28 protein-coding genes and 1 riboswitch are annotated in these 26,354 nt (G+C 40.3%); of the genes, 24 read left to right on the top strand and 4 right to left on the bottom strand.

All coding sequences use genetic code 11. The annotated features are described in order from the left end of the window. Positions 1 to 45 precede the first annotated feature (45 nt). The 10 genes from MUG87_RS02765 to MUG87_RS02720 all read left to right on the top strand — a co-directional run bounded on the left by MUG87_RS02765 (position 46) and on the right by MUG87_RS02720 (position 9,541). The gene (locus MUG87_RS02765; protein WP_247087465.1) at positions 46 to 1,398 is read left to right on the top strand and encodes a sigma-54 interaction domain-containing protein; all 1,353 of its coding nucleotides are present in this window, start codon (positions 46 to 48) and stop codon (positions 1,396 to 1,398) included. Between the two features lie 204 nt (positions 1,399 to 1,602). Beyond that, entirely contained in the window at positions 1,603 to 3,012 is a 1,410-nt protein-coding gene (gene ablA, locus MUG87_RS02760; RefSeq protein WP_247085312.1) for a lysine 2,3-aminomutase, read from the top strand. After that, entirely contained in the window at positions 3,009 to 3,284 is a 276-nt protein-coding gene (locus MUG87_RS02755) for a YokU family protein (protein WP_247085310.1), read from the top strand. Before ablA ends, MUG87_RS02755 begins: the two co-directional genes overlap by 4 nt. Before the next feature lie 234 nt (positions 3,285 to 3,518). Continuing rightward, positions 3,519 to 3,635 carry a BBE domain-containing protein gene (locus tag MUG87_RS02750; RefSeq protein WP_247085308.1) on the top strand — a complete coding sequence of 39 codons (117 nt, stop codon included), beginning with the start codon at positions 3,519 to 3,521 and terminating at the stop codon, positions 3,633 to 3,635. A 141-nt stretch (positions 3,636 to 3,776) separates the two neighbouring features. Continuing rightward, on the top strand, positions 3,777 to 5,198 hold the full coding sequence (locus MUG87_RS02745; RefSeq protein WP_247085306.1) for an aldehyde dehydrogenase family protein: 1,422 nt from the start codon (positions 3,777 to 3,779) through the stop codon (positions 5,196 to 5,198). Positions 5,199 to 5,312: 114 nt separating this feature from the next. Continuing rightward, a complete protein-coding gene (locus tag MUG87_RS02740) occupies positions 5,313 to 5,480 on the top strand; it encodes a hypothetical protein (protein ID WP_247085304.1) in 168 nt (55 codons plus the stop codon). A 150-nt stretch (positions 5,481 to 5,630) separates the two neighbouring features. Continuing rightward, positions 5,631 to 5,945: a DUF3889 domain-containing protein gene (locus MUG87_RS02735; RefSeq protein ID WP_247085302.1), complete on the top strand. Its 315-nt coding sequence runs from the start codon at positions 5,631 to 5,633 to the stop codon at positions 5,943 to 5,945. A gap of 266 nt (positions 5,946 to 6,211) precedes the next feature. Continuing rightward, complete coding sequence (locus MUG87_RS02730; RefSeq protein ID WP_247085300.1) at positions 6,212 to 7,015, top strand: SGNH/GDSL hydrolase family protein; 804 nt, start codon at positions 6,212 to 6,214, stop codon at positions 7,013 to 7,015. A 152-nt stretch (positions 7,016 to 7,167) separates the two neighbouring features. Continuing rightward, positions 7,168 to 7,893, top strand: coding sequence for an ABC transporter ATP-binding protein (locus MUG87_RS02725; RefSeq protein WP_247085298.1), 726 nt, complete (start codon positions 7,168 to 7,170; stop codon positions 7,891 to 7,893). Continuing rightward, on the top strand, positions 7,886 to 9,541 hold the full coding sequence (locus MUG87_RS02720; RefSeq protein ID WP_247085296.1) for a putative ABC transporter permease subunit: 1,656 nt from the start codon (positions 7,886 to 7,888) through the stop codon (positions 9,539 to 9,541). Before MUG87_RS02725 ends, MUG87_RS02720 begins: the two co-directional genes overlap by 8 nt. A gap of 29 nt (positions 9,542 to 9,570) precedes the next feature. Here the strand turns inward: MUG87_RS02720 and ybaK are convergent, their stop codons facing one another. Further along, positions 9,571 to 10,041 (bottom strand): Cys-tRNA(Pro) deacylase, encoded by a 471-nt coding sequence (ybaK, locus tag MUG87_RS02715; protein WP_247085294.1) that lies wholly within the window; start codon positions 10,039 to 10,041, stop codon positions 9,571 to 9,573. A gap of 151 nt (positions 10,042 to 10,192) precedes the next feature. Then, a riboswitch (cobalamin riboswitch) is annotated at positions 10,193 to 10,382 on the top strand. Between the two features lie 102 nt (positions 10,383 to 10,484). Here ybaK and MUG87_RS02710 point away from each other — a divergent pair. From MUG87_RS02710 to MUG87_RS02675, 8 genes are all read left to right on the top strand, one after another. Next, complete coding sequence (locus tag MUG87_RS02710) at positions 10,485 to 12,071, top strand: DUF4430 domain-containing protein (protein ID WP_247085292.1); 1,587 nt, start codon at positions 10,485 to 10,487, stop codon at positions 12,069 to 12,071. A gap of 50 nt (positions 12,072 to 12,121) precedes the next feature. Continuing rightward, positions 12,122 to 12,817 carry a DUF4430 domain-containing protein gene (locus tag MUG87_RS02705; RefSeq protein ID WP_247085290.1) on the top strand — a complete coding sequence of 232 codons (696 nt, stop codon included), beginning with the start codon at positions 12,122 to 12,124 and terminating at the stop codon, positions 12,815 to 12,817. Continuing rightward, entirely contained in the window at positions 12,814 to 13,671 is an 858-nt protein-coding gene (locus tag MUG87_RS02700; protein ID WP_247085288.1) for an energy-coupling factor transporter transmembrane component T, read from the top strand. The genes MUG87_RS02705 and MUG87_RS02700 overlap by 4 nt, the downstream gene beginning before the upstream one ends. Further along, positions 13,644 to 15,281 carry an ABC transporter ATP-binding protein gene (locus tag MUG87_RS02695; RefSeq protein WP_247085286.1) on the top strand — a complete coding sequence of 546 codons (1,638 nt, stop codon included), beginning with the start codon at positions 13,644 to 13,646 and terminating at the stop codon, positions 15,279 to 15,281. The genes MUG87_RS02700 and MUG87_RS02695 overlap by 28 nt, the downstream gene beginning before the upstream one ends. Then, positions 15,254 to 15,937 (top strand): ECF transporter S component, encoded by a 684-nt coding sequence (locus MUG87_RS02690; protein ID WP_247085284.1) that lies wholly within the window; start codon positions 15,254 to 15,256, stop codon positions 15,935 to 15,937. The genes MUG87_RS02695 and MUG87_RS02690 overlap by 28 nt, the downstream gene beginning before the upstream one ends. An 11-nt stretch (positions 15,938 to 15,948) precedes the next feature. After that, a complete protein-coding gene (locus MUG87_RS02685) occupies positions 15,949 to 16,185 on the top strand; it encodes a DUF2164 domain-containing protein (protein WP_124563157.1) in 237 nt (78 codons plus the stop codon). 145 nt (positions 16,186 to 16,330) lie between these two features. After that, positions 16,331 to 17,809: a phytoene desaturase family protein gene (locus MUG87_RS02680; RefSeq protein ID WP_247085282.1), complete on the top strand. Its 1,479-nt coding sequence runs from the start codon at positions 16,331 to 16,333 to the stop codon at positions 17,807 to 17,809. Between the two features lie 15 nt (positions 17,810 to 17,824). Then, positions 17,825 to 18,571 carry an SDR family NAD(P)-dependent oxidoreductase gene (locus tag MUG87_RS02675; protein WP_247085280.1) on the top strand — a complete coding sequence of 249 codons (747 nt, stop codon included), beginning with the start codon at positions 17,825 to 17,827 and terminating at the stop codon, positions 18,569 to 18,571. A 185-nt stretch (positions 18,572 to 18,756) separates the two neighbouring features. Here MUG87_RS02675 and MUG87_RS02670 read toward each other — a convergent pair whose 3' ends face one another. After that, positions 18,757 to 18,948 (bottom strand): hypothetical protein, encoded by a 192-nt coding sequence (locus tag MUG87_RS02670; protein WP_247085278.1) that lies wholly within the window; start codon positions 18,946 to 18,948, stop codon positions 18,757 to 18,759. A gap of 144 nt (positions 18,949 to 19,092) precedes the next feature. On the opposite strand from MUG87_RS02670, the gene MUG87_RS02665 reads away from it, so the two are divergent. Beyond that, positions 19,093 to 19,983: an intracellular short-chain-length polyhydroxyalkanoate depolymerase gene (locus MUG87_RS02665; RefSeq protein WP_247085276.1), complete on the top strand. Its 891-nt coding sequence runs from the start codon at positions 19,093 to 19,095 to the stop codon at positions 19,981 to 19,983. 108 nt (positions 19,984 to 20,091) lie between these two features. Further along, positions 20,092 to 21,273, top strand: coding sequence for an MFS transporter (locus MUG87_RS02660; RefSeq protein WP_368042554.1), 1,182 nt, complete (start codon positions 20,092 to 20,094; stop codon positions 21,271 to 21,273). A 24-nt stretch (positions 21,274 to 21,297) separates the two neighbouring features. On the opposite strand, the gene MUG87_RS02655 is transcribed toward MUG87_RS02660, so the two are convergent. Continuing rightward, a complete protein-coding gene (locus tag MUG87_RS02655) occupies positions 21,298 to 21,867 on the bottom strand; it encodes a DUF2087 domain-containing protein (RefSeq protein WP_247085274.1) in 570 nt (189 codons plus the stop codon). Between the two features lie 146 nt (positions 21,868 to 22,013). On the opposite strand from MUG87_RS02655, the gene MUG87_RS02650 reads away from it, so the two are divergent. From MUG87_RS02650 to MUG87_RS02635, 4 genes are all read left to right on the top strand, one after another. Beyond that, positions 22,014 to 22,223, top strand: coding sequence for an NETI motif-containing protein (locus MUG87_RS02650; protein WP_247085272.1), 210 nt, complete (start codon positions 22,014 to 22,016; stop codon positions 22,221 to 22,223). 87 nt (positions 22,224 to 22,310) lie between these two features. Continuing rightward, positions 22,311 to 22,499 (top strand): DUF378 domain-containing protein, encoded by a 189-nt coding sequence (locus tag MUG87_RS02645; RefSeq protein WP_124563165.1) that lies wholly within the window; start codon positions 22,311 to 22,313, stop codon positions 22,497 to 22,499. A 263-nt stretch (positions 22,500 to 22,762) separates the two neighbouring features. After that, the gene (gene serC / locus MUG87_RS02640; RefSeq protein WP_247085270.1) at positions 22,763 to 23,836 is read left to right on the top strand and encodes a 3-phosphoserine/phosphohydroxythreonine transaminase; all 1,074 of its coding nucleotides are present in this window, start codon (positions 22,763 to 22,765) and stop codon (positions 23,834 to 23,836) included. Positions 23,837 to 23,847: 11 nt separating this feature from the next. Further along, positions 23,848 to 25,020: a phosphoglycerate dehydrogenase gene (locus MUG87_RS02635; protein ID WP_247085268.1), complete on the top strand. Its 1,173-nt coding sequence runs from the start codon at positions 23,848 to 23,850 to the stop codon at positions 25,018 to 25,020. Between the two features lie 52 nt (positions 25,021 to 25,072). Here MUG87_RS02635 and MUG87_RS02630 read toward each other — a convergent pair whose 3' ends face one another. Then, positions 25,073 to 26,254, bottom strand: a complete 1,182-nt coding sequence (locus MUG87_RS02630; RefSeq protein ID WP_247085265.1) for an MFS transporter — start codon at positions 26,252 to 26,254, stop codon at positions 25,073 to 25,075. Positions 26,255 to 26,354: the final 100 nt, after the last annotated feature.

The raw sequence follows: 26,354 nt of genomic DNA, 5'->3' as shown, positions 1-26,354 counted from the left end.
CAGTTAGGGGATGGTGAGAATGTGAGAAAAAATAGTGAAGGTGAAATGATTCGTGGCATTTTGAATGCGATTGATGAAGCTATTCATGCGGTGGATAAAAACGGAATTACCATTTTTTATAATGAAGTAGCGGCCAGACATGATGGATTGACGCCAAGGGAAGTACTCGGCAAGCATGTGCTAGAGGCGTTTCCTTCTTTAACAAAGGAAACAAGTACCCTATTACAAGTGCTTCAAACCAAGCAAGCCATTGTGCAGCAAGCGCAGCGCTATCAAAATATAAATGGACAATTTATTGATACAATCAATACCACAATCCCCATCATGCTTCAAGGTCAGCTTGTAGGGGCAGTTGAAATTGCTAAAGACTATTCAACAATCAAGAAGTTAGGTGAAAAGGTGTTGGATTTGCAAGCACGTGTAAATCCTCCTTCGCGAAAAAGGGACGCAAAAAATCAACTGTATACGACGGCTGATATTTTAACGAATGACCCCGCTTTGCTACAAGTAAAAAAGCAGCTGGAAAAAGTGGCTTATGCAGACTCATCAGTACTTGTGGTGGGTGAAACAGGTACAGGGAAAGAGTTATTTGTGCAAGCTATTCATGCCCTGTCCCCCCGCAATCAACATGCCTTTATTGCACAAAACTGCGCCGCACTCCCAGAGTCGCTTTTGGAGAGTCTTTTGTTTGGGACAACAAAAGGGAGTTATACAGGTGCTGTAGATAGACCTGGCTTATTTGAATTGGCGGACGGGGGTACATTGTTTCTAGATGAGATGAATTCAATGCCACTTGAATTGCAAGCGAAGTTGCTTCGCGTATTGGAGGATGGGATTGTAAGGCGAATCGGTAATCAAAAAACCTGCCGTGTTAACGTAAGGATTATTGCGGCTATTAACGAATCTCCACTCGACTGCGTACAAAAAGGAACGATACGACCTGATTTATATTATCGTTTAAATGTGTTCTCCTTGTTGATTCCACCTCTTAGGGAGCGTAGCTTTGACATTGAACTGCTGACGTCCCATTTTATTGAAATGTTTAATCATCGCTTTCAAAAAAACGTTCAAAACGTTGATCATAGTGTACTACAGCTATTCCATCAATATCATTGGCCTGGAAATGTGAGAGAACTGAAGCATACGATCGAACATGCGATGATTATGGCAGATGGCGTGAAGCTTTCTGTTATACACTTACCATTGCAATTGCAGCAAATGAAAAAAAGCGGTGAAACCAAAATACGGCCGCTTCGTGAAGTATTGCAGGAAACAGAGACTGCACTCATTCAAGAGGCGCTTCGGCAAACAGGCGGAAATATTCAACGAGCAGCTATTTTACTGGATTTACCGCGTCAAACACTACAATATAAATTGCAAAAACAAACTAAGGTATAGGCGCCGGATTTTCGGCGTATTTTTTTATGTCGCGATATTAGAGTTACTGCAAAGTTGCTCTATACATGTGAGTTTATTTGTTATTTCTATGAGAACAGTGTATTTTTTGTGTAAATAAAGAAAAAATCTATTTTTCCGTCCCGTTTGTAGTTTTGGTATGAAATTTGCTTGTAAAAAGAAAAAGAGCCAGAGGGGGATGGGAGAATGGTACATAGTGTATACACATCAAGTAGACATTGGAAAGAAGTTGAGCTTTGGAAAGATGTTACACAAGAGCAATGGAATGATTGGATTTGGCAGCTGACCAACACGATTAAAACGCTGGAGGATTTAAAGAAGGTTGTGAATCTTACACCAGAAGAAGAAGAAGGTGTGCGTATTTCTACAAAAACGATTCCGCTCAACATTACACCATATTACGCGTCTTTAATGAATCCTGATGATCCGCGTTGCCCCATTCGTATGCAAAGTGTACCTATTTCTGCTGAACTTTATAAAACACGTTACGATGCAGAAGATCCTCTTCATGAGGACGAAGATTCCCCCGTGCCGGGACTTACACATCGCTATCCGGATCGTGTTTTATTTTTAGTAACAAACCAATGTTCGATGTATTGTAGATACTGTACAAGACGTCGCTTTTCAGGGCAAATAGGGATGGGCGTGCCAAAGAAGCAGCTAGATGCTGCTGTCACATATATTCGAGAAACGCCGCAAATCCGCGATGTATTAATTTCTGGTGGTGATGGTTTACTTATTAACGACAATATTTTGGAATATATCTTAAAGCATTTGCGTGATATTCCGCATGTAGAGATTATCCGAATTGGTACGAGAGCGCCTGTTGTATTTCCGCAGCGTATTACTGAAAATCTATGTAATATTTTAAAGAAATACCATCCGATCTGGCTGAATACACATTTCAATACCTCCATTGAAATTACAGAGGAATCAAAACGAGCTTGTGAGATGCTTGCGAATGCCGGGGTACCGCTGGGCAATCAAGCTGTCATTTTAGCAGGAATTAATGACAGTGTTCCTATTATGAAAAAGCTGATGCATGATCTTGTGAAAATTCGTGTTCGTCCTTATTATATTTATCAGTGTGATTTGTCAGAAGGTATTAGTCATTTCCGTGCACCGGTTTCAAAAGGTCTTGAAATTATAGAAGGATTGCGAGGTCATACATCGGGTTATGCGGTACCTACCTTTGTTGTCGACGCACCGGGCGGTGGCGGTAAGATTGCTCTGCAACCGAACTATGTTGTGTCACAAAGCGCGGATAAAATCGTATTGCGCAATTTTGAAGGGGTAATCACAACGTATCCTGAGCCCCAAAACTATGTGCCAGGCAGAGCAGAAGCATACTTTAAGGAAGTTTATCCAGACATGGAAGAAAAACGCTCAAATGCCGGAATTGCTGGTCTCTTGAATGAGTCAAAAACAGTGCTAACACCGGAAGGTTTACAGCGCATGCATCTTCGTCAAAGTTATAAAGGAAATCCGGAGCATGCTTCGCTCAAGGATAAGCGTGATAAGCGCGACGAATTAAAAGAGAAAAAGTATCAGGCGCAGTTATCTAAAGCATTTGTTCGTGCCGGTGAAGCAGAATGATTTGCGAATGGTGTGAAGTTTCACATGCTACACATGCAACCAATACAGTGTATTGGGAATTACCGGATGGCAGGAAAGTGATTTGTATTACAGAAACGCCGTGCGTGCGCTGCACAGCCTGTGGAATGGAGTATCAGACAGAAGAAACGACACGAGCGATAGAAGATCAATTGTTTTTAATTGATACAAACGAATTAAATAAGCAATTAACGTATAAGGAGCTTATGTATAAGGAACGGATTCTTAAGAGAAATTACTTTAATTTCAGCTGATGAAGACAAGTACAATCCATATAACTATATTTTTCATACCATAATGGAACGTTTCTTGGAAACTGGGCAACGTTGGCTTCCAAATTTGGATCCTAGAATGACTATCAGTGCCAGTTTATATCATTCAGCCGAAGAGGGTATAGGTATTTTTGGAAGAGGTTTCTTTTCCGGAACAGAGGGTGAGGCAAAGAAAATATTACAACTGGTTCTTATATTAACTTTCCGATTAGCCCTTTGCAGAACTATGAAAAATCATATTTTGGTGGCAATGTGAAGATGCTGCGTAAAGTAAACGAGAAATATGATCCGTTGCAAGTATTTCGATTTCCGCAAAGTATTCAAAGAAGATAAGAAAACCAGTTCATTGGAACTGGTTTTCTTATCCATGTTATATTGTTACAGTAACAACGTTTGTACAATTCAGCTATCAAAAAGGAGTTCCACTTTTAACAAAGAATATCAAAAGGTAGGAGTTTAATTGGGGGTGACGTGATGATTAAAAAATGGTACATAAACGGTGAGTGGCGTGAAGGGACGGAATATGCGTCTTTGCGTGCACCTTACACAGGAGAAGTAATTGCTGAGATACCACAGGCAACCAAAACGGATGTAGAAGTGGCAATTCAAGCAGCCAAACGTGCAACAGGAGCGATGAAAGAGCTACCAGCTCATAAACGAGCTACTATTCTTGGAGAATTGATTGCACAATTAAAGGAGCGTCATGAAGAATTAGCAAGGACCATTGCGCTTGAAGCGGGTAAGCCGCTTCAAGCTGCGCGAGGAGAAGTCGATCGAACGATTGCTACGTATCAATTTGCACAAGAAGAAGCGAAGCGCATTCATGGTGAGACCATTCCACTTGATGCAGCGATGGGCGGAGAAGGAAGAGTGGCTTATACAACACGTCAACCAATTGGTGTAGTGGCAGCAATTACGCCGTTTAATTTTCCGGCTAACCTGGTCGCACATAAAGTGGGCCCTGCTATTGCTGCTGGCAATACAATTGTATTAAAGCCTGCCAGTCAAACACCGCTGTCCGCTTTGTTGCTTGCGGAAATGCTTGACACGACTGAACTGCCAAAAGGAGCCTTTAACGTCATTACAGGAAAAGGCTCTGTAGTGGGAGAGGAATTGGTCAAGCATCGGGATGTCGCAGGTATAACCTTCACTGGCAGTCCTGAAGTCGGCATTGATTTAAAACAAAAAGCAGGCTTAAAGCGCGTGACCTTGGAACTCGGAGCCAATTCGGCAGTTATTGTTGATAATACAAACATCACAAAAGAAATGGTACAGCGCATTGTGTGGGGCTCTTATGTGAACAATGGCCAAGTATGTGTGTCTGTACAGCGTATCTATATCCACAATGATATATACGATATGTTTAAAAAGATGTTTACAGAAGAAGCTGGAAAATTAGTGGTTGGAGATGCACTTGATGAACAAACGGATATTTCAGCCCTCATTTCTACAAGCGATGTTAAGCGGATAGATCGTTGGGTACAAACAGCTGTATCAGGTGGTGCTAACATTGTACTTGGCGGCAATATGCATAACGAGCGCATATACGAGCCAACGATTTTAGAAAATGTAAATGCAGAAATGGAAGTTTCTTGTCAAGAGATTTTTGGTCCAGTTGTCGTGTTTCATCGTTTCGATAACTTTAAGGACGCAATTTCTCATGTAAATACATCTAAATATGGGTTGCAGGCTGGGGTATTCACAAATAATCTCACGCATGCTATGGAAGCAGCTAAGCACTTAGAGGTAGGTGGTGTGATGATTAATGACGTACCAACGTTCCGCCTCGATCATATGCCGTACGGAGGCATCAAAGAAAGCGGTTTTGGCCGCGAAGGTATTAAATATGCGATTGAAGAAATGACAGAGTTAAAATTAATTACGTTTAAATGGTAACAAAAAGTCGGCTAATGAAGAGCCGACTTTTATTTTGCTGTGCAAAGTATACTGACAAATCAAGTTTGTACATACAATGTAACAAAGTACTATAGATGATGGAGGAGGAATGAAATGGTTACAGGTCTTATTATCAGTGTTGTTATGCTAATTGGTTTTACAGCATTTGGACTGCTTCGAACAAAAAGACCAAACGATACGTACGAGCCTTACGATGAGATTAGATACAGTACAACAGAACAAGCCGAAGAAACTCGGCATGTTCGGGGGCGAGGGGAATAAAGAATTTACATTGTTTTCATGCGAGTATACAAATTCTCCTTTCTGCTTAATAATGTTAGATTTGCAACAAGGGTGCTCCTCGCGGCGGAGCCCTCTTTTTTGTGTATAAACAATGTGTGTTAACACAACATAAGGAAAAGGAGGGATCGTATGAAGCGCTTTGCTATGCTACTCGTTTGTTTGCTTATTCTAACAACTGCACAGGTATATGCAGCGCGGCAAGATCCTTCTTATGCAAAATGGGGAAAACTCGCCGTATTAACAACGAAAGAAAAGTACCCACAACTTGATATCATTGATTATTTGTATGTTGGACGAGAAAAACTAGCTGCGGATATCGCTGTGGAAAAATTTAAGTTCTGGGTACGAGACGGAGAACGAGAATACGGGTTATTTATTGACATTGAACTGCAGCTACCTGATGAACAGGTGCGCCGTATCACATTTCGCGAATCACCGATTTAACGTCAAGAAGTAAAAAGAGCTACTTTGTTGCTCTTTTTACTTTTAATGATGTGAGGGCAATCCCCCGTTATTGTTACGCTTGAAGAAGAGAGTTATGAAAAAGGGCGTAAAAGAAAGGTGATACCAAACTAAATCAATCATTTTAATAGCATTCGTTTTTTTATAGAATGAACTATCTGTATAATTTATAATAGAAAAAAGTTGTAGATGTGCTTTTTTTCTATATAATGTTAATAGAGTGTTTTATAGGAATAGGAGGACTGATTTTGAAAAAAGTATCACTTATGTTGTTAGTGATTTGCACTGCTTTAGTACTAGCATTTGGCAAATGGCATTACGACAAAGAAATTTTAAAGACGGTAGAGGCTGCACAAACATCAAATACCATAGAGGTAGGGACTATGAAGTCTTTGGAGACAAAGTCCAATAGCATCATAGATTGGCTACAACATCAATCTAAGAAAAAATCAAACGTACATATTGCGATATTTGGAAATGAAACAGCAAGAAAGAACGGTGATGTAACGAAACAAGGACATACACTATTGCAAAATTATTTACATACAATCCACAATTTATCGACTGTTTCGGTAAAAAATTACACCTATACAGGCTATGGCACACAAAGATTTGTCAAAGAAAATAAGATGGCTGAATTAATTGCAAATAAGCCAAATCTTATTATTGTTGATTTACCTGTACTTGAAAATTACAAGCAAAATATTACGTTGGAGCAAACCGCACAGGATGCTTCTCGTATATTGGCTGATTTAAAGAACGCGTTACCAGAAGCTATCATTTTAGTGCAATCGTCTGCGCCTATTAACAGTACAATAAAAAACCGTTTAGGCTACAGCTATGATCGTTATGTTGAAACAACGATTACAGCAGCTAAAAATCATCACCTAGATATGGTTGATGTGTATAAAGAAATGCAAGCGTTACAAGCAAAAAATAAACAGGACATTAATGATATTATCTTCAACGATCAACATTTAACAGCAATTGGGCATGAGTATTGGTTTGAAATTATGAAGAAGAGTTTCGTATCGGAGAAACAAAATATATAAATATAAAAATGAGTATTCGTAAAATTGCGAATGCTCATTTTTTATACGTGTAAACAGATAAAGGATATATTTGATAATACAAAAACATTACAATTTTTTCCTGTCTGTATTATTATATATTTTATAGACATATAGAAGGGATGTGAAGAAACATGATTGAGATTCATAATGTTTCGAAGAGCTATGGAGGTGCTTCGTATGCAGTGAGAGATCTGAGTTTAACCATTCCGAGCGGACAAATTTTTGGTTTCCTTGGCCCGAACGGTGCCGGAAAATCTACAACTATTAAAATGATGACAGGTATTCATGCACCGGATAGGGGGGCTATCTTCATTAATGGGAAAAACATACAAGAGGAGCCGCTTGCTGCGAAGAAAACCTTTGGCTATGTACCGGATAGTCCCGATTTATTTTTACGCCTAAAGGGTATGGAGTATCTAAATTTTATGGGTGATATGTATGAGGTGCCGAGCAAGCTACGTTTAAATCGCATTGAAATGTTGGCTAAACAGTTTGATTTATCTTATGTACTTGGTGATCAAATTCAAACTTACTCACATGGTATGCGGCAAAAAATTATTATGATAGGTGTACTGCTACATGAGCCGGATGTATGGATTTTAGATGAGCCGTTAACTGGATTAGACCCAAAGTCCGCATACGTATTAAAACAGATGATGCGCGAGCACGCGGATAAAGGAAAGACAGTTTTCTTTTCGACACATGTGCTAGAGGTTGCTGAAAAGCTTTGTGATCGAGTTGGTATTATTAACAAAGGGAATTTACAGTTTTGTGGTAATCTGCAAGAAATGCGTGATCATTTTAAGTCTGATGCATCACTTGAAAAGATGTTCTTGGAGATGACTGACCATGCATAAGATATGGCGACTTACAAACGTATTATTGAAAATGAGTTATGCGGAGTGGTTTGCAAGTAAAAAGAAAGTTGCGCTCTATTTATTTTCATATGTTATGCTGTTGGGCGTTGGTTTTATCTTCTTTGGTACAATGTCATATGGCGTTTATGGTGTGTTTGCACAGTATGGACAACAAAAAGCGTTACTTGGTATCGGACTCGCTGTTGCAAGTATTTGGGTATTTCTTACGAGCGTCACCTCCGTCTTAACAGTGTTTTATTACGAAGACGATATTGAAAATCTATTGCCACTACCGCTTCAGCCCTCACAAATCGTTACAGCTAAGTTTTTGACAGTGTTGCTGACGCAGTATGTGCTATCTTCGTTCTTTGTTATTCCAATTCTTGTCATATACGGCGTATTAAGCGGAGCAGGCATAGTGTACTACTTGTATAGTGTTGTTATTTATGCGATTTTTCCAATCATTCCACTTGTACTTATCTCACTGCTGCTTATGGTATTGATGCGCTTTACAAACCTTTCCAAAAACAAAGACAGCGGTCGCCTTATTGTGGGGCTGTTTTCAATTCTTTTTGTAGTAGGTATTAATGTGTTTATGCAATGGAATAATCGTAGCGCTTCACAAGAGCAGGTGGAGAACTTGTTGACTGGTGGAAGTGGTGAGATATTAGTAAGTATGACGACGTATTTTCCTACCACATATTTCGCAGCGACGGGGCTGTCACAATATAACACTGCCATGGGGCTTTTATATGTGCTTATATTTATAGTTATTTCAATGATGGCCTTTAGCCTATTCTATGTAACCGCACAAACATATTATTTAAAGGGAGTTATTGGTCTTTCCGGAGGTGTGGTGAAGCGTAAAACCGTAGGTAACGCTGCGTATGTGAAACAGGTAAAGCAAACATCTAAATGGTTAACGTATGTAAAAAAGGAGCTACGTATTTTAATGCGCACACCGGCTTTCTTTTTAAATTGCGTCATTCAGGGGTTAACGACACCAATCATTTTTTTCTTTGCGTTCTTTCAACAAAACGGTAGTATAGAATGGATGAAGAGGAGTGTCACGAACCCTGATCAAGCAGGTTTGGTCCTTGGTGTTGCTTATTGTGCTGGTATGTTTTTATTAAGCTCTAATGTGACTGCAATAACCGCTTTTTCCAGGGACGGTAGCAGTTGGTTTGTAAATCGTTATTTGCCTATTGCACCGCAAACTATTTTATTTGCTAAAATTTTTGCATCGTGGCTCGTCAGTGTTAGTATTTTAGCATTATTCGGCATTGTCATGGTTGCGCTCTTAAAGGTGTCTCTATTATTCGTGACCCTTTGGCTCATTTTATGTTTAAACGGCTTATGGCTTACCAATATGATTGGTGTGAGATGGGATGCAAAAACAGCGGATGTACACTGGGAAAATGAGCAAAAATTGTTTAAAGGTCGTTATACGCTGCTATGGAACTTGCTCGTAAATTTCCTAATTGCCGCAGCAACAGTAGGCATTGTAATGGGGTTGTATTTCATATTACATGCAGGAATTGGGCTGACGTTTTTTATATTGCTACTTGTATATGGTATTGCAAATACAATTATGATTCGGGCTTTACAAGTGGATGCGGAGAAGATCTTAGACAACGTACAAGGATGACTTAAAGAAGATGCTAGCTAGCATCTTCTTTAAGTCAAGTCTGCTGTTTTCGCATCGGTTATTTCTATAAATTCCGTACCGTTTAAGAAAATCTGCAAGCCGCGTTTACCTGCACTAATGCTGATGGTATCATATGCAGAAGCTGACTTGTCAACATACAAGGGATATCTTTTCTTAACACCAAGCGGGGAAACACCGCCACGAATGTAACCGGTTAGACTCTGTATGTCTTTTACCGGCACCATTTCTACCTTTTTGTTGCCGCTGATGGATGAGAGTGCTTTCATGTTCAACTCGCTATTAGCAGGAATGCAAGTCATAACAACACCTGTTTTGTCGCCTTTTAGTACAAGTGTTTTAAACACCTGTTCATAAGGCAGACCTACCAAATTCGCTACATGCTTGGCATCTAAATTATTTTCATCCCATTCATATTCATGGAGCGTATACGCAATTTTCTTCGTATCTAGCAGCCGACATGCGATGGTTTTACTCGCCATATGTATCAACACCTTTCATGTATCAGTATACAAAATTTTAAACGGATTTATATAGCTATTCCTACCTATATGTGTTACAACTTTTAGAGGGATACTATGAAATATTGTCGACAGAATCATAATTCCATAGTAGAATAGTATCATAATTTCGAATATTGTGACGAGTATAGGTGCATAGTGAGCGAGCGCTCGCTATGTTTAAAAGGGAAGTCGGTGTGAATCCGACGCGGTCCCGCCACTGTAAGTGAAGAGATTTTGTGCATAAGCCACTGTTACCCGGGAAGGCGCACAAAATTGACGACACACGAGCCAGGAGACCTGCCTATGCACGATGCACCGAAATCCTACGAGGAATAGGGAGGTGTTGTGTAAGTACATATATGCTTGCGCACGCCCGTAACGGGCTTTTTTTATTGGGCTCAAAAATGAAGGGGGAAGTAGATATGAAGAAGTGGCTTGCTGCATTCGTCCTCACCGTATGTATGGTGGTGTCGACGTTTGCGAATATTGGCGTGGTGTTTGCTGAGGGACGTACAGCAACGCTTGTTGTTGTTGGAGACTCAGAACGCGGAGCAATTTTATGTCCAAAGAAGGTAGAGTTTGAAGAAGGTGCAACAGCATTTGATGTATTGAACGAGGTATTTCCGAATAAGCTGGTGTACAGTGGCACAGGAACAACGTTATACCTAACAGGTATTGACGGTCTTGTTGCTGGTGAGAAGTATAAGCAAAGCTATTGGGCGCTGGAAACAAATAACGAAATGGCGATGGTAGGAGTAGGTGGTTACCAAGTAAAGAATGGTGATATTATTGCCATGCGATTTATTGAAGATTGGAATACAGCGCCTACTGATACATTGAAGGAGCAGTTAAAAAAAATCAGCGAATGCGATCTGAGTTTACTAGAGCCGGTTAAGGAACCGCCTACAACACCAGACCCAGGAACTACACCAAGGGAAGTAGATACAAATAAAGCGATTGCCGATGCGGCTGCCTATCTATTAAGAGACGGTATCAATTCTGAGTGGGAAGCCATTGGGTTGTTGCGCTCAGGTGCAGTAATCTCTGATGATGTAAAAGCGAGTTACATAGAGCAATTAAAAGATAATGTACAAAATAAAAGAATGCAAGGCGGCAAATTAGCAAAAACAATTTTGGCAATTAATGCTATTGGAAGTGACCCTACAAAGTTTGCAAATCAAAATTTAGTTGAGAAGTTATACAATGACCAAACACTTGCTGATGTTTATGCTTACAGCGCTGCTTTATTGGCACTAGATAGTAGAAAGTATGATATTCCTGCTGGCGCATTTTGGAGCCGCGAGAAGCTTGTAGATGCAATCTTATCACAGCAACGAGCTGAAGGTGGATGGGGCACAGATGCGGATACAAATAGTATGATGCTGATTGCATTGGCACCGTATAGTGAGAAGCCGGAAGTAGCAAAAGCGCAAGAAACAACCTTAAAACTTTTGCAAAGTATGCAAGGTAAGGATGGCGGCTTTGATCAAAATGCCAACAGCACTGCATTGGTACTTACAGCTTTATCCATTCTGGATATTGACCCTACAGATGCGGAGTGGACGAAAGAAGCGAATGTCATTGAAAATCTCGTTACCTTCCAACAAACAGACGGTGGATTTAAATGGCAGCATACAAGTGAAGCAAGCGATGCGCTTTCATCTGAGCAAGCACTGTATGCGTTAGTACAATACACGTACTTTACACAAGAAAAGGGCTCAATTTTCGATTGGAGCGGTGAACCAATTAACGAACCAGAAACGCCAAGTGAACCAACAACACCAGAGCCATCTCAACCATCTATTCCAGAAACACCAGAAATTTCAGTACCGACAGAAACAGTTACTAAACCTGTACCAAGCGAAACGAAAACAGCAGAACCAGTAAAAGGGGAAGTCAAACAAACGCTTCCTGATACAGCACTGCTTGACACAGTATTTTGGTCCAGTCTAGCTGCAGGATTCATACTTATTATGACTGCAGTTCTAGTTTGGAGAAGAATTATATAATGAGACGGGGGCGTAGATGCCCCTGCTTGCTTTTTAAAGGATGTGATATTATGTACAAATGGATGATAACGCTTGGTTTATTTGTTGCTTTGGTGGGATGTAACGGTGAAGAGGAAACAAAAACGAAAACAGACATAAAGCAGGAAAAGCCGAAGGTGAGTGAACAAGCAAGCCCTAAGGTACAAGAGCAACCAGCGGAACAAAAGGCACAACCAACAGAGGAAGCAAAGCCTGAAGAGCCAAAACAAGAAAGTAAACAAAGTAATGCGCCGGTACAAGAAGCAGTCAAACCGAAAGCCTCCAAACCAGAACCTGTACCTGCAAGCCCGCCGCCATCTAGTTCTTCGGTGCCATCGACACAATCAACACCATCAACACCATCAACTCTACCGCCGCCACAACCAGCGGAACCGGTCAAACAAGCGGAAAGCGTATTTTTAACCATTCGCGGTGCTGGTAATACCATTTTAGGAAAAACAGAAGTGGAACTGGAAAATGGCGATACGGTATTTTCTGTTTTGGCACGAACTGTGAAGAAAAAAGGAATTCAAATGGAATACAGTGGTGCAGGTGCTTCTATTTATATAGAAGGTATTAACAACTTATATGAAAAAGATAAGGGGCCATTGAGTGGCTGGATTTACAAGCGAAATGGCGTACAAGCGAAAACTGGTGCTGGAAAAACAGCAGTAAAAACTGGTGATGTGATTGAATGGGTATATACAGTGGACGGAGAAAACCCATGAGAAGCGCATTTGCGGAATTTCATCCGGCTGTTTTATTTTCTTATTATATAGGAGTTATCGTGTTAGCAATGACACTTTTGCATCCGTTTATTTTACTGAGTATGGTGTTGCTTTTATCTCTATTAAATTATATACACGGCACCACGATGAAGCCTTTATTGTTCAGTTCATTTGTGATTGCGGTTTTTATCGCAGTGATGAATCCGCTGTTTACCCATCGCGGCAGTACGATTTTATTTTATGTGCAAGATAATCCCGTTACACTTGAGGCAATTACGTATGGCTATACAATGGCACTGTCATTTTTGGCGGTGTCCTTTGCTTTTGTATCTTATCAGACAATTGTGTCGAGTCATAAATTTTTATATTTATTTTCGCGTGTTTCCCCAAAAGTAGCGCTCTTAACTATGATTTCCATTCGATTTGTACCACTGTTTATGAGACGTCTTGGACAAATTCAACTCGTGCATAAGCATAAGGGAGTTGGTATAAAAGCGAAGGTATCACAGGGAATGAAGCTTTTATCGGTGCTTCTTGTATGTTCTTTGGAAGAGGCCCTGCAAACTGCTGACTCAATGAGCGCCAGAGGTTTTGGGACAACAAAGCGAAGTACATACATTCGTTACAGAATGAGCAATCGAGATTACCGGCTTTTTGCAGTTTTACTGGGACTATTTCTTGGTGCTGTAGTTCTTGCGTCTCAAGGAATCGGTGTTTTGGTCATCTATCCAAAGCTACCATCGCTTATGTTACGTGGTATAGGTATCCTTTCATACATGCTGTGCATCTTGTATGTGAGTATACCGTTAGTTATAGAAGGAAGGGAGTGGCTATGGTGGCGTATGCAGAAATAAAACATCTTACTTTTCAATATCCAAATGAAACTAAGCCGGCGTTGTCCTCTGTGTCGCTAGCGATTTCAAAGGGGCAATTTGTTGTATTAGCGGGGCGTTCCGGTTCAGGAAAAACGACGTTGTTGCGTCACCTAAAGAAGGAATTGCAGCCAATTGGTCGATGCAGTGGAGAAGTGTTGTACGAAGGACAACACGTGCAGGAATTGTCATCTATGCAATCTGCACAAGAAATTGGTATGGTGTTTCAAAATCCAGAAAATCAATTGGTGATGGATACTGTGATACAAGAGTTGGCGTTTTCACTAGAAAATCTGGGGTATGATACGAGTACAATTCAAAAGCGGATTGCTGAGTTGATTAGCTTTCTTGGCTTTCAGGATTTGCTTCATCGTTCGGTCCATACGCTGTCTGGTGGGCAAAAGCAACTTGTTAATTTAGCTGCGGTTCTTATTCTGCAGCCGAGGCTACTGTTGCTGGATGAACCCACAGCACAGCTTGACCCGATCGCCGCAAAAGAGTTTTTAACTTTACTGAAACGTATTCATGAAGAACTTGGTATAACAATTATAATGAGTGAGCATCGATTAGATGAGGTATTACCCCTTGCCGATCGTCTTGTATTTATGGAGAATGGAAGTGTTTTATACGATGCCTCTCCTATAGAAGTGACGGCACGTTTATGGGAACGCAATGAGCTTCGGCTATATTTGCCACAAATTCCGCGTTTGTTTTTAGAATGGGGAGTGACAGTGCCACCACTGACGGTACGTGATGGACAACGAATCTTACCAAATCTAACACCCGTACAGTCTGCTGTATATGAAAGGAAGAAACGCAATGTTTTACTAGAAGCAAAAGGCATTTATTTTCAATACGAAAAGAACGGCGCGCTTATTTTGCAAAACTTATCTCTCGCCATTCAAACAGGGGAATGGGTAAGTCTTGTTGGTAAAAACGGGACTGGTAAGTCAACACTTCTTACTGTACTAGCAGGATTGCGTAGCATTAGGCGCGGGAAGCTGTTATGGGAAGGAAAGCAGCTTCACAAAACAGATGCGCAAATCGGTTATGTATCACAACAGCCTTCTTATCATTTTACACAGGATACCGTGTGGGAAGAGCTGTTCTTACAAGCGCAAGAACTTGGCTATAAACAGCCCGAAGAGGTTGTCACTGCATTGTTGTCTCGTTTTCATATGGAAGGAACAAAGCGTCGTCATCCGCATGATTGCAGTGGCGGTGAACAGCAATTGCTTGCAATTTGCAGTGTGTTACTACAACGGCCAAAACTTCTTATTTTAGATGAACCGACGAAAGGGTTAGATCCAGAGAAGAAGGAAGAGCTTGCCAATCAGCTGAGTCAGTTGCAAAAGGAAGGAACAACCATCATGATGGCAACACACGATGTGGAGTTTGCCGCAAAGTACACAGATTGCTGCGTGATGTTGTTTGACGGACAAATCATTTCTGAGCATATGCCGCAACAGTTTTTTAGTGAAAACTTCTTTTACACAACAGCAATTAATCGACTTGTTCGGAAGCAATTACCACAGGCATTAATATGGGAGGATGTGGTGCATACATGTCCAAGCACAATGCTGCAATCATAGGTGTATGTCTCACAATGATAGGAGCATTGGCTTATCTATCATTTGTGAATGCGAGACACTTTTTATGGATTAGTATCTTAATTTTAGCTATGACGATACTTCCGTTTTACATTCGTTTTGAGAAAAAGGCTTTCGCATCGAGAGAGATTGTGTTAATTGCTGTTTTGGCAGCCATTGCAGCAGTGAGCCGCGTGCCGTTCTCTGTTCTACCTAGTGTACAACCCACTTCATTTGTTATTATTGTTTCTGCTCTGGTACTGGGGGGAGAGGTTGGCTTTTTAATTGGTGCGACGGCGGCACTTGTATCTAATCTCTTTTTAGGACAAGGACCGTGGACACTGTGGCAAATGTGTGGTTGGGGTTTAATGGGGCTTATCACAGGTATGCTGCGAAATTACACGTTTATGCAAAAGCACATTGGTCGTATTACGTTTGGTATTGTAGCTGGGTTTGTGTTTGGGTGGTTCACAAATATCTCAGTGTTTATCACGTTTCTAGGTGAGCTAACTTGGCAAACGTTATTACTGACTTATGTCACAAGTTTTTATTTTGATCTAGCGCATGCGGCCTCCAATGCTTTTTTCTTAGCTGTATTTGGAAAACAGTGGATCAAAATACTAACACGTTTTAAAGGGAAGTATGGGTTATTAGAATAGGAGGAAGCTATATGATGACACGCGAAGAAAAAATGAATATTGCAACAAAGATACAAGAATACTTTTCTGAGCAGGGATGGGAGAGAATTGGAAATTTAGAGGCAGAAGCCTTTTTAGACTACATGATGAAAGAAACAGGTCCGTATATGTATAATGAAGCGGTACAAGACGCGCAAAAACTTATTTCGGAACGTATACAAAACATAGAAGAAGAGCTATATGGTCTTGAAAAACCAATAAAAAAATGAGAGAGGCATGCCCTAGCATGCTTTTTTACACGACAGTGTTAAATTTCATTTACCGTATTTATAGTAAAATATAAATTAATGAAACACAAAACAAGAAAAAAAACTCCTTGCCTTGCTATACTAAAGCAAAAGCGAGGTGATATATATGACACAATCCGTAATTGTAATTGGCGGCGGGATTGGTGGTTTAACAGCCGGCGCATTACTAGCGAAAGTCGGTTATGACGTAACTATATTAGAAGCATCAAAAGAATGGGGCGGGTGTGCTGGGAAATTTAAGCGCGGTCCCTATACGTTTCCTGTTGGTGCCACACTTGGCATGGGGTTTGAAGATGGAGGAATACATGAGCGTATTTTGCATTTTCTGGATATTTCAGTAAGGACTTTGTTGTTAGAGGAAGTTATGCATATTCATATGCCTAATCAAACGTTTATTTTTCAACGTAATCGTGACCAACATATGACAGAATTACAAAAGGTGTTTCCTTCACAAGGGAGTAATCTAAGAGCTTTTTATCAAGATGTATATGCCATTGCCAGTGAAATCCGTAAGCTCATGAAACCATTACCTGTTTTACCGCCAACAACTTTTAAAGAGTGGGTAATGCTATTCGGTTCCCTATCTATTACATCTCCGCGTCTACTACCATATTTTAATCAGACACTTTCTATGCTTCTTCATAAACATGGTTTGTCAGATGTCACAGATTTCGTTCATCTTATTGACGCGCAGATTATCGATAGTATGCAAGTAACGAATGAAACTTGTTCACTGCTATTAGGATGTCTTGCACTTGATATTTATCATGAAGGTGCATTTTACGTGGAAGGTGGTTTGTTCCAAGTAGCAAATTCTTTGGCACAATGTATTACAGAACATAATGGAAACACAAAATTGGGAAGAAGGGTCGTTGCCGTAGATCAAACAGATGAAGGGTGGACGGTAAGAGATCACCGCGGTGATTGTTACAGAGCACAACATGTGATTAGTAATGTACCAATTGGAAACCTACAGCAGTTTCTAGCGCCCACTATTATAAGTAAACTGCCAAGGTCGTTTCATAACAAAGTAGCTACTATGCAGTGGGGAGCGTTTACACTGTACCTGGCTATTAAAGAGGAGGTTATTCCCGCTCATACACCTTTGTTTCAACAGGTACTTACAGGAAAAGGGATGTCTGAGGGAGAGCACTTATTTTTATCGCTTTCACATCCTGATGATCGCAAGCGAGCCCCGAGCGGAACACGAACTCTTACTGTTTCTACACACATTGATTTGTCAAAATGGAAAACAAAGGATGCATACGACGAACGAAAAAGCTATATGACAGAAAAAATGCTTGAAAGTATACAATGTGTTTTCCCACAGCTTCACGAGGGAATAATAGAGATAATTGCAGGGGCGCCGCGCGCTTGGGAACGATTCACAGGAAGAGCTGGTGTAGGTGGATTTCCGCAAAGTACAGAGCATGCCTTGTTTCAAAGTGTGTCCCATCGCACGGGAATTCCAGGACTTTGGCTCTGCGGTGATACTATTTTTCCAGGTGCTGGGACAATTGGTGTTTCTGTGAGCGGATATCATGTATTTCGCTCTATCACTAATAACAAATATCAATTACCGTAAATAAAGGAGAAAAGTATGAATTATAAAAACAAAATAGTACTTGTAACAGGCGGCGCAAATGGAATTGGAAAAAGTATTACAGCAGCCTATGCCAAGGCCGGTGCAACCGTTATTATGGCAGACATTGATAAAGAGCAAGGTGAAAAATTGGCAACGATATACCAAAATCAGGGATATAAAGTCTTCTTTTATCCAATTGATTTACAACATGTGCAGCATATACAGCACATGTTTGAAGAGGTTTCTGATGAGCATGGAAACGTACAAATTCTGATTAATAATGCTGGTCTCAGTAAGTTTAAACCGTTTTTCACGTTAACAGTGGAAGAGTGGGACGAAGTGCTAAACGTTAATTTACGAGGCATGGTATTTGCCGCACAAGCTTTTGCTAAGCAAAACCAAGGAACTTCTTACGGCCGCATCGTTAATATCGCTTCCACACGTGCATTTATGTCAGAACCGCATTCCGAGGCGTATGCTGCTTCTAAAGGCGGTATTGTCGCGCTGACGCATGCCCTAGCCATATCATTAAGTAAAGAACATATTACCGTGAATAGTATTAGTCCTGGATGGATTCAAACAGATCATTATGAGGAACTTGCTGAGCAAGACCACGAGCAGCATCCTTCTTTACGGGTTGGAAGACCTGAGGACATTGTAAATGCGTGCTTATTTTTAACAGATGAAAAAAATGACTTCATTAATGGTGAAAATATCATAATTGATGGGGGCATGACGAAGAAAATGATTTATACGGAATAAGGGGAAATGTTGTCTCATATAGTGAGGATGTAGGGTCGCGACTACATAGTTTGCCTCCATTGCACTCCTTTAGGGGAGTGCCTTTTTTGTTACAGAAACGCATCCACACTTTTCAGACATCATTTAGTTTCAATAGCTAGTTGATGAAGTTTTTTTGAAAAAAAAAACACCCAAGATGGGTGTTTTTACTCTTGCGACAGAATTTGTGCGGTACTGTCACATTCTTGCAATGCGCTTTGTACAGAATGTAAAGATTGTTCAATGCGGCTGCGATTATCAGCTTTTTCAACTGTTTGCAATGCGCTTTGCAGACAAGACATAGCTTCATTTAACGCTGTGCAGGAATCTTGTACATGACCTCTTGCGTTCTTTTGCATCATCATTTCCTCCTTTTTTAAAGTACGTTTGTAGTATGAGAAAGAACAGCTCATTTTATGAGTATGAAAATAATTAAAATATTCAGTTTTTAAACCCGGTATGATATGATATTTTTAAAGCGTTTACAAAAGGGGTGTGGAGAAATGGCAGTCGAATTGGCAGTAAAATCCATTGTGCTTTCTAACGGAGAGACAATGGCGTATCGTGAGAGTGGTTCTGGTAATGAAGTAATCATATTAGTTCACGGCAATATGACATCATCCAAGCATTGGGATGTTGTCATGAACGAACTTACAGATTATAAAGTGTACGCTGTTGATTTACGCGGATTTGGCTTTTCTACATACAACAATGAAATTAACTCCCTTCAGGATTTTGCAGATGATGTAAAGCTGTTTACAGATGAAATGGGCTTGTCTTCATTTACACTTGTCGGTTGGTCTACCGGCGGCGGTGTGGCTATGCAATTTGCAGCAACCTATCCTGAAGTTGTAAAATCGATAGTGTTGATTGAATCAGTCGGTATTTCTGGTTATCCAATATTTAAAAAGGATGAGAACGGCGCACCGCTCATTGGAGAGTTTTTGAAGACAAAAGATGAAATTGCCACTGACCCTATTCAAGTGGCACCTGTCCTCCAAGCCTTACAACATAAAGATACAAACTTCTATCGCACGCTTTGGAATATGGTCATTTATACCCAAAAACAGCCTGCTCCAGAACAATACGAGGCGTATCTTGCCGATATGCTTACCCAGAGAAACCTTGTAGATGTGAATTACAGTTTAGTGACGTTCAATATTTCTCATCAACATAACGGCGTTGTTGAGGGAAGTGGAGCAGTTTCTAACATTAAAGCCCCTGTTTTAATTATACAGGGTGATCGTGATTATGTTGTACCGATGACAATGGCGGAGGGCATTCATGAAGCCATTCCTCATTCAAAACTTGTTGTTCTTGAAGATTGTGGTCATTCACCGCTTGTCGACTGCCTAGACGAGCTTGTCGCACATATTCGTAATTTTATAGCGTAATGTCCATCGACACATAAGAAAAAGGAAAACCAGCGAAAATGCTGGTTTTCCTTTTGTGTTCAGATGTATAATGAAAGCTGTTGATTTCGCATGTGGGAGTGAGCATATTTGAATAAAACGTATACATTTTGGATGATGGTAAGCATTGTGGCAATTTCAGGATTGTCTCAGGGTATGCTGTTGCCTGCCATCGCAATGATTTTTGAGGCAAAAGGTGTAAGCTCCAGCGTGAACGGTTTGCATGCTACTGCATTATACATCGGTATTTTAGTTATTTCCCCATTTTTAGAAAAGCCCATGCAACGATTTGGCATGAAACCTGTTATTATGTTAGGCGGATTCATGGTTGTTTTGTCTCTTTTCTTCTTTACACAAATCTTCTCATTTTGGATTTGGTTTGCACTTCGATTTATAGTTGGTGTGGGAGATCATATGCTTCATGTTGGAACACAAACATGGATTACTACATCTTCTGACCCACACCGCGTTGGTAGAAATGTATCTATTTATGGCGTATCCTTTAGTGCTGGATTTGCGATTGGTCCGTATTTAGCGAGCACAGTATCGTACGGACTAGCGACACCGTTTATGATTTCGACCGTTTTGTGTTTAATCGGTTGGTTATTGATGATTCCTACGCAAAATGCCTTTCCTGAGCAGGAAATGGGAGAAAAAAAAGGTTCATCTGTTATTCGGTATAAAAAAGTGTTGCAGCTAAGTTGGCTAGCGTTATTGGCACCGTTCGTTTATGGTTTACTAGAAGCAATGCTTAACAGCAACCTACCTGTATACGGACTGCGTAACGGATTAACAATCGAGCAAATCTCTTTTTTACTACCTGTTTTTTCTATCGGGGGTATTCTAACGCAAATTCCGCTTGGGGTATTAAGTGATAAAATAGGAAGAAGGACAGTTTTAACATGGGTGTTTGGAGTTGGTGCACTGCTGTTTATGTTGGCAGCTGCAGGTGAACAACACTACTGGTTACAATTGCTTTGCGTTTTTCTTGCTGGTATGGTGGTAGGATCAACCTTTTCGATGGGACTTGGATTTATGACAGACACCTTACCAAAATATCTCCTTCCGGCAGGAAACATATTGTGCGGAATTGCTTTTAGCCTTGGAAGTATTACAGGTCCTATATTTGGCGGTATTTTTATTGAATATTTAACAGGTATTAGTTTTTACATTAGTATTTCTTTACTACTCGGTGCTGTCTGTTTGATTTATATCACACGTACAAGACGTCAAGAGATCCCCATTAATAAGAAGCGAATAGAAAATTTTTAGGCCGGCATATAATTGTCGGCCTTCTCATGGTTTTTGCCACATTTCCTCTGGATTTAGCTCGTATCTACCTTTTTCACGGTACATGATTTGGTTTATAATGAATTCACGGCGGATGGTCGCATAATCATCATGGTACTGTTTAATGTATTCATTAATTTCTTTCTCCTCATACACTTTGCCACGCTTTAACCCTTTAGCTATATGATGCAAAAGGATAAGCTTCTTTTTCCGCTGCGCTGGAATTGTTTTCAAGCGCCCGTCTTTCAGTGAGAAATTGTCTACGATTTTTTGATGCTCCGCGTTATATTTCATTACATCTTCCTCCTGTTGTAGTATATCTATTAGACCAGAAGCATAGTGCTCCAAAATCGACTTGTTTACATGAAAATATACAGTGTTCTTGTTCCGATGTTCACCTACAAGATTTAATTCGCGTAGTTTTGACATGTGATGAGATACGGTAGGAGGAGTAAGTCCTAGTATACCTGCCAATGTTTGTCCATGCTTAGACCCTTTAGAAAGTAAGACAAGAATACGAATTCGAGTGGGATCACTCATTACTTTATGAAATTGAACCAAACGACTTAATTGCAATAACAAAATCTCCTTTCGTTAGATAGATATCTAATTAGAATATTATCTAATTACTTTTAAAAAGCAACTGTTTAAATGAATTTTCTGAAAATAATCATTACTTAAGATGTAGGGTACAATGATACTAAAAGAAAGTAGGTGAGAAAATGACAAAACAAGTATCTAAAAAGAGGTTTGAAGTGCTACCGGAGGAAACAATTTCGGATTGTTTGGCAAGAATGGAAGCAGAAGGCTACGTACCTTCGCGCCGCACAGAAGAGCCTGTTTTTCGAGAAGTGATGAAAGATGGGAAATCTGTACCAGAGGTATGGGGTAGGAAAATTGTGTTTGAGGGAAAGCTTCAAATTCAAAAATAAATTTTGTACATATAAGAAAGTTTGTAATTTCCAGGCATATAGTATTACAGAAAGGCCTTTCAAAAACTATCCGCCTGGAGGGACATCATGAAATTCCTATCGTATCTCACTACAATTTTGTTGATTGTCGGTGGACTCAACTGGTTGTTCGTGGCTTTGGATTTCAATTTGGTGGAAGAGGTATTTGGTTCTGTTCCCGCACTTGTTGACACAGTGTATTGGCTCGTTGGTCTCTCTGCATTGTATCAAATCTATGATCGTTTTTTCAGTAAATAGCCATCATTTTACTTATTCCTTGAGTGCCAAACAATGTTTGGCACTCTTTTTACGTGTGTTGTACTAAAAAATTCATGTATACTTGTACTTCCTTCTTAAATCCGTATAATCCAAAAAGTTTTCTTTCTTGCTCTGCAAGTTTCGCGTTTGCAAACGGTTCCAACGCTTGTTGGCTTATTTAGAGGGAATGCATTGACCATGTGCTGAAAGTAGGGTTATAATTCAGAAAGTTTAAAAAAGAGAGTAAATTCGGAGGGGATACTATGGGTCGAGTGTATAATTTTTCTGCAGGTCCATCTATGTTGCCGCTTGCTGTTTTAGAGAAAGCACAACAAGAGTTTTTAGATTATTGCGGCACAGGCATGTCTGTATTAGAAATGAGCCATCGCTCCAGCGCGTTTAGTGAGATTATTGCACAAGCAGAGGCACTTTTGCGAGAATTGATGAACATACCTGATACGTACAAGGTGTTATTTGTACAGGGTGGTGCATCACTTCAATTTTCGATGGTGCCTCTCAATCTATTTAAAGCAGGCACAGCTGATTATATACATACAGGCTCCTGGTCCAAAAAAGCGATTGCAGAAGCTCGTAAATACGGACATGTCCATGTGGCGTCTTCCTCAGAAAATCAAAATTTCACATATATACCGGATGTGCATGATCTTCGCCCAGAAGCGGACTATGTGCATATCACAACCAACAACACTATTGAAGGAACCGTGTTTACAAAACTTCCTGATACGGGGTCTGTTCCGCTAGTAGCGGATATGTCTTCCAATATTTTATCGCAAGTATATGATATTTCTAAATTTGGAGTCATATATGCAGGTGCTCAAAAAAACATTGGACCGGCAGGATTGACAGTTGTAATTATTCGTGAAGATTTAATTGGTCATGCGCAAAAAGAATGCCCGACCATGCTTGATTACAGCACACATGTCAAACATGGTTCCCTGTACAATACGCCAGCCACTTACAGCATTTATATGGCAAAGTTGGTATTTGAGTGGCTCAAGGAACAAGGTGGTGTAGAAGCGATTGAAGCAATAAATCGTAAAAAGGCAGCTTTGTTGTATGACTTCTTAGATGAGTCCAAGTTATTTTCTACCCCTGTTTTGTCAGATTATCGTTCTATCATGAACATCCCATTTATGACACCTACAGCTGAACTGGACGCTGCCTTTTTACAAGGAGCGAAAGCACAAGGGTTAGAAACGTTAAAAGGTCATCGCTCAGTCGGTGGTATGCGTGCTAGTATCTATAATGCTATGCCGATGGAAGGTGTGGAACAGCTAGTTTCTTATATGAAAACATTTGAGAAAAATTATCGTTAGGGGGCATTATTGTGTATACCATTCAAACGTTAAATAATATTGTGCAGTGTGGGTTGGATGTGTTTGAAAATCAGTATGAAATGATTACAGAGGGAGAAGCAGATGGCATTTTACTACGCAGCTTTCCAATGCATACGATGGAATTGCCAGCTAGTGTCAAAGCGATTGCACGTGCGGGCGCTGGCGTAAATAATATACCAGTCGAAGCTTGTACGGAGAAAGGAATTGTTGTATTTAATACACCGGGTGCAAACGCGAATGCAGTTAAAGAAATGGTATTAGCGAGTTTATTGCTTGCTTCTCGTAATTTATGGGATGGTATCAATTGGGCCAAATCGCTTCATGGATACGGTGATATTGTGCCTGAGCTTGTAGAAGCAGGGAAAAAAGAATATGTAGGAAATGAAATTCGCGGCAAGCGTCTTGGTATTATCGGTTTGGGGGCGATTGGTGCTCTTGTCGCAAACGATGCACTTGCTTTAGAGATGGAAGTTGTTGGATATGATCCGTATGTGTCTGTAGAGACTGCATGGAGATTATCTAGACAAGTGCAACGTGCAATGAACCTAGAGCAAATTTTTGCAACCTGTGATTATATCACCATCCATGTTCCGCTGGTAGAACAAACAAGAGGGCTACTGAACGCCCATGCGTTTCGTTCCATGAAGAAAGGGGTACGTATCTTTAACTTTTCCCGTGGTGAGCTTGTACAAGAAGAAGACTTACGAGATGCACTAGAAAGCGGTATTGTAGCAAATTATGTAACAGACTTTCCAAACAACACGGTTCTTGGTATGAAAAATGTAATTCCAATTCCGCACTTAGGTGCATCAACATATGAGTCAGAAGAAAATTGTGCCATTATGGCAGCGCGGCAATTGAAAACTTACTTAGAAACAGGCAATATTCGCAATTCTGTTAATTTTCCTAATGTAGAATTACCATACTTTGGACAAAAGCGCATTACAGTTGCACATAAAAATGTACCGAATATGGTAGGACAGATGACAGCCTTTTTAGCGGAACATCATATCAACATCGCAGACATGATTAATCGCAGCAAAGGTTCTTATGCGTACACAATCATTGATATTGATAATGGTGTGGATGCGCGAATTAAAGAAGATATTGCTACAAAAATTAAAAACCTCCCTGGTGTTGCAGCTGTTCGCATTATCCAGTAACGCAAAAATAGACTCCTATCGCTAGGAGTCTATTTTCATAGTATAAAACGTTTCATCTAGCTTCTTTTGGAATAGGTAAGCAAGTTCCAATCGCCGCAATTATAGCACAGCCAAGATACAGATAGCTCGCTCCAAAGACTGCCACAGCAGATAGCGAACTAAAAATAATTAAATCCAGCACAGAGTCAATAATCGATAAAAGTGAAATGGTTGTTGCTCGGATATGTGATGGAATTAAATCGTTGCTGAGCTGTGAATAGATAGGATAGCGAATGGCGCGTACAAACCGAAGCATAAACACAGCACCTAATACGATATATAGTGATTCTCCGAAAAAGGCTGATAGGAGTAAACCGATGATAGCCATAATACCAGTGATATACATCCAGGATCGTCTTGAAACTTTACTTACCATCCATCCTATAGAACGAGATGCAAAAAAGCCAAGTAAAGCGGCAAGTGCGTACACGACCCCAATCATTACAACAGGAACACCAGCGCCTTTAAGAAGTGGCTGATCAAAGTTGTTGAATACCGCACCAGCAGGTATAAATACAAGTGAGACGTTCAAAAACATGATGAACAACTGGGGCGCACGGCGAATTGCCTTAATTCCTTCACGAACTTGATGAAATGGATTATCACGATACGAATGACGTGATGGGTTTTTTATAGCAAATAGCAATAAAAACTCTACAAATTGAAAGCACAAGCCAAGTACAATTAATAAAGTGAATTGCTCTGCTTGTAAACCCTTAGCGACATAAGCGCCGATGATAACAGAAATAATCATCGTTGCAAAGTTTGCAGACTGAATTTTACCCATGGCACGGTCCATCAAATTTTCTTCTCCGGAGATTCTCAAGGATTCATAGATGAGCGCTTCATCCGCACCTGAGAAAAAGGTAACAGACACGCCATTTAAAATGGCACTTGCATAAAAGACCCAAGGCTGATCTGCGAATAATAAAAATGCTACACTGCAAAAGCGCAAAGCTGAACCAGTTAGAAAAGAAATCTTCGGCCCAAAACGATCCGCATACACACCGGTAGGAACTTCGCTTACTAGCACAGAGCCACTCCAGCACATAAGCAGCCATAGAATATGAGATTCGTTCAAGCCATTTTTCATGTAGAAGAGGGTCATAACTGGTGCGATAAAGCTGATACTTCCAAAAAAACCCACCCAAAATAAAACGTTAATATTATGAGATGCTAATGTATGTTGCTTCATATAAATCCTCCTGCTTCAAAATAAGGAAACCGTTTTGAAAGAAGCAGGAGCGTTTAGCTCAGTGTAATTAAGCGTCCACTCCTCCTTCTTCGTTGAGTAG

The organism is Ectobacillus sp. JY-23, assembly GCF_023022965.1.
Lineage (GTDB): Bacteria > Bacillota > Bacilli > Bacillales > Bacillaceae_G > Ectobacillus.
The sequence above is the reverse complement of the archived record's forward strand: the minus strand, read 5'-3'. Positions and strand labels throughout refer to the sequence as shown.

Excerpts from the sequence above, each read along its gene's own strand:
- MUG87_RS02765 (WP_247087465.1), top strand. The coding sequence starts at position 46 with ATGATTCGTGGCATTTTGAATGCGATTGATGAAGCTATTCATGCGGTG.
- ablA (WP_247085312.1), top strand. The coding sequence starts at position 1,603 with ATGGTACATAGTGTATACACATCAAGTAGACATTGGAAAGAAGTTGAG.
- MUG87_RS02755 (WP_247085310.1), top strand. The coding sequence starts at position 3,009 with ATGATTTGCGAATGGTGTGAAGTTTCACATGCTACACATGCAACCAAT.
- MUG87_RS02745 (WP_247085306.1), top strand. The coding sequence starts at position 3,777 with ATGATTAAAAAATGGTACATAAACGGTGAGTGGCGTGAAGGGACGGAA.
- MUG87_RS02740 (WP_247085304.1), top strand. The coding sequence starts at position 5,313 with ATGGTTACAGGTCTTATTATCAGTGTTGTTATGCTAATTGGTTTTACA.
- MUG87_RS02735 (WP_247085302.1), top strand. The coding sequence starts at position 5,631 with ATGAAGCGCTTTGCTATGCTACTCGTTTGTTTGCTTATTCTAACAACT.
- MUG87_RS02725 (WP_247085298.1), top strand. The coding sequence starts at position 7,168 with ATGATTGAGATTCATAATGTTTCGAAGAGCTATGGAGGTGCTTCGTAT.
- MUG87_RS02720 (WP_247085296.1), top strand. The coding sequence starts at position 7,886 with ATGCATAAGATATGGCGACTTACAAACGTATTATTGAAAATGAGTTAT.
- ybaK (WP_247085294.1), bottom strand. The coding sequence starts at position 10,041 with ATGGCGAGTAAAACCATCGCATGTCGGCTGCTAGATACGAAGAAAATT.
- MUG87_RS02710 (WP_247085292.1), top strand. The coding sequence starts at position 10,485 with ATGAAGAAGTGGCTTGCTGCATTCGTCCTCACCGTATGTATGGTGGTG.
- MUG87_RS02705 (WP_247085290.1), top strand. The coding sequence starts at position 12,122 with ATGTACAAATGGATGATAACGCTTGGTTTATTTGTTGCTTTGGTGGGA.
- MUG87_RS02700 (WP_247085288.1), top strand. The coding sequence starts at position 12,814 with ATGAGAAGCGCATTTGCGGAATTTCATCCGGCTGTTTTATTTTCTTAT.
- MUG87_RS02690 (WP_247085284.1), top strand. The coding sequence starts at position 15,254 with ATGTCCAAGCACAATGCTGCAATCATAGGTGTATGTCTCACAATGATA.
- MUG87_RS02685 (WP_124563157.1), top strand. The coding sequence starts at position 15,949 with ATGATGACACGCGAAGAAAAAATGAATATTGCAACAAAGATACAAGAA.
- MUG87_RS02680 (WP_247085282.1), top strand. The coding sequence starts at position 16,331 with ATGACACAATCCGTAATTGTAATTGGCGGCGGGATTGGTGGTTTAACA.
- MUG87_RS02675 (WP_247085280.1), top strand. The coding sequence starts at position 17,825 with ATGAATTATAAAAACAAAATAGTACTTGTAACAGGCGGCGCAAATGGA.
- MUG87_RS02670 (WP_247085278.1), bottom strand. The coding sequence starts at position 18,948 with ATGCAAAAGAACGCAAGAGGTCATGTACAAGATTCCTGCACAGCGTTA.
- MUG87_RS02665 (WP_247085276.1), top strand. The coding sequence starts at position 19,093 with ATGGCAGTCGAATTGGCAGTAAAATCCATTGTGCTTTCTAACGGAGAG.
- MUG87_RS02650 (WP_247085272.1), top strand. The coding sequence starts at position 22,014 with ATGACAAAACAAGTATCTAAAAAGAGGTTTGAAGTGCTACCGGAGGAA.
- MUG87_RS02645 (WP_124563165.1), top strand. The coding sequence starts at position 22,311 with ATGAAATTCCTATCGTATCTCACTACAATTTTGTTGATTGTCGGTGGA.
- serC (WP_247085270.1), top strand. The coding sequence starts at position 22,763 with ATGGGTCGAGTGTATAATTTTTCTGCAGGTCCATCTATGTTGCCGCTT.
- MUG87_RS02630 (WP_247085265.1), bottom strand. The coding sequence starts at position 26,254 with ATGAAGCAACATACATTAGCATCTCATAATATTAACGTTTTATTTTGG.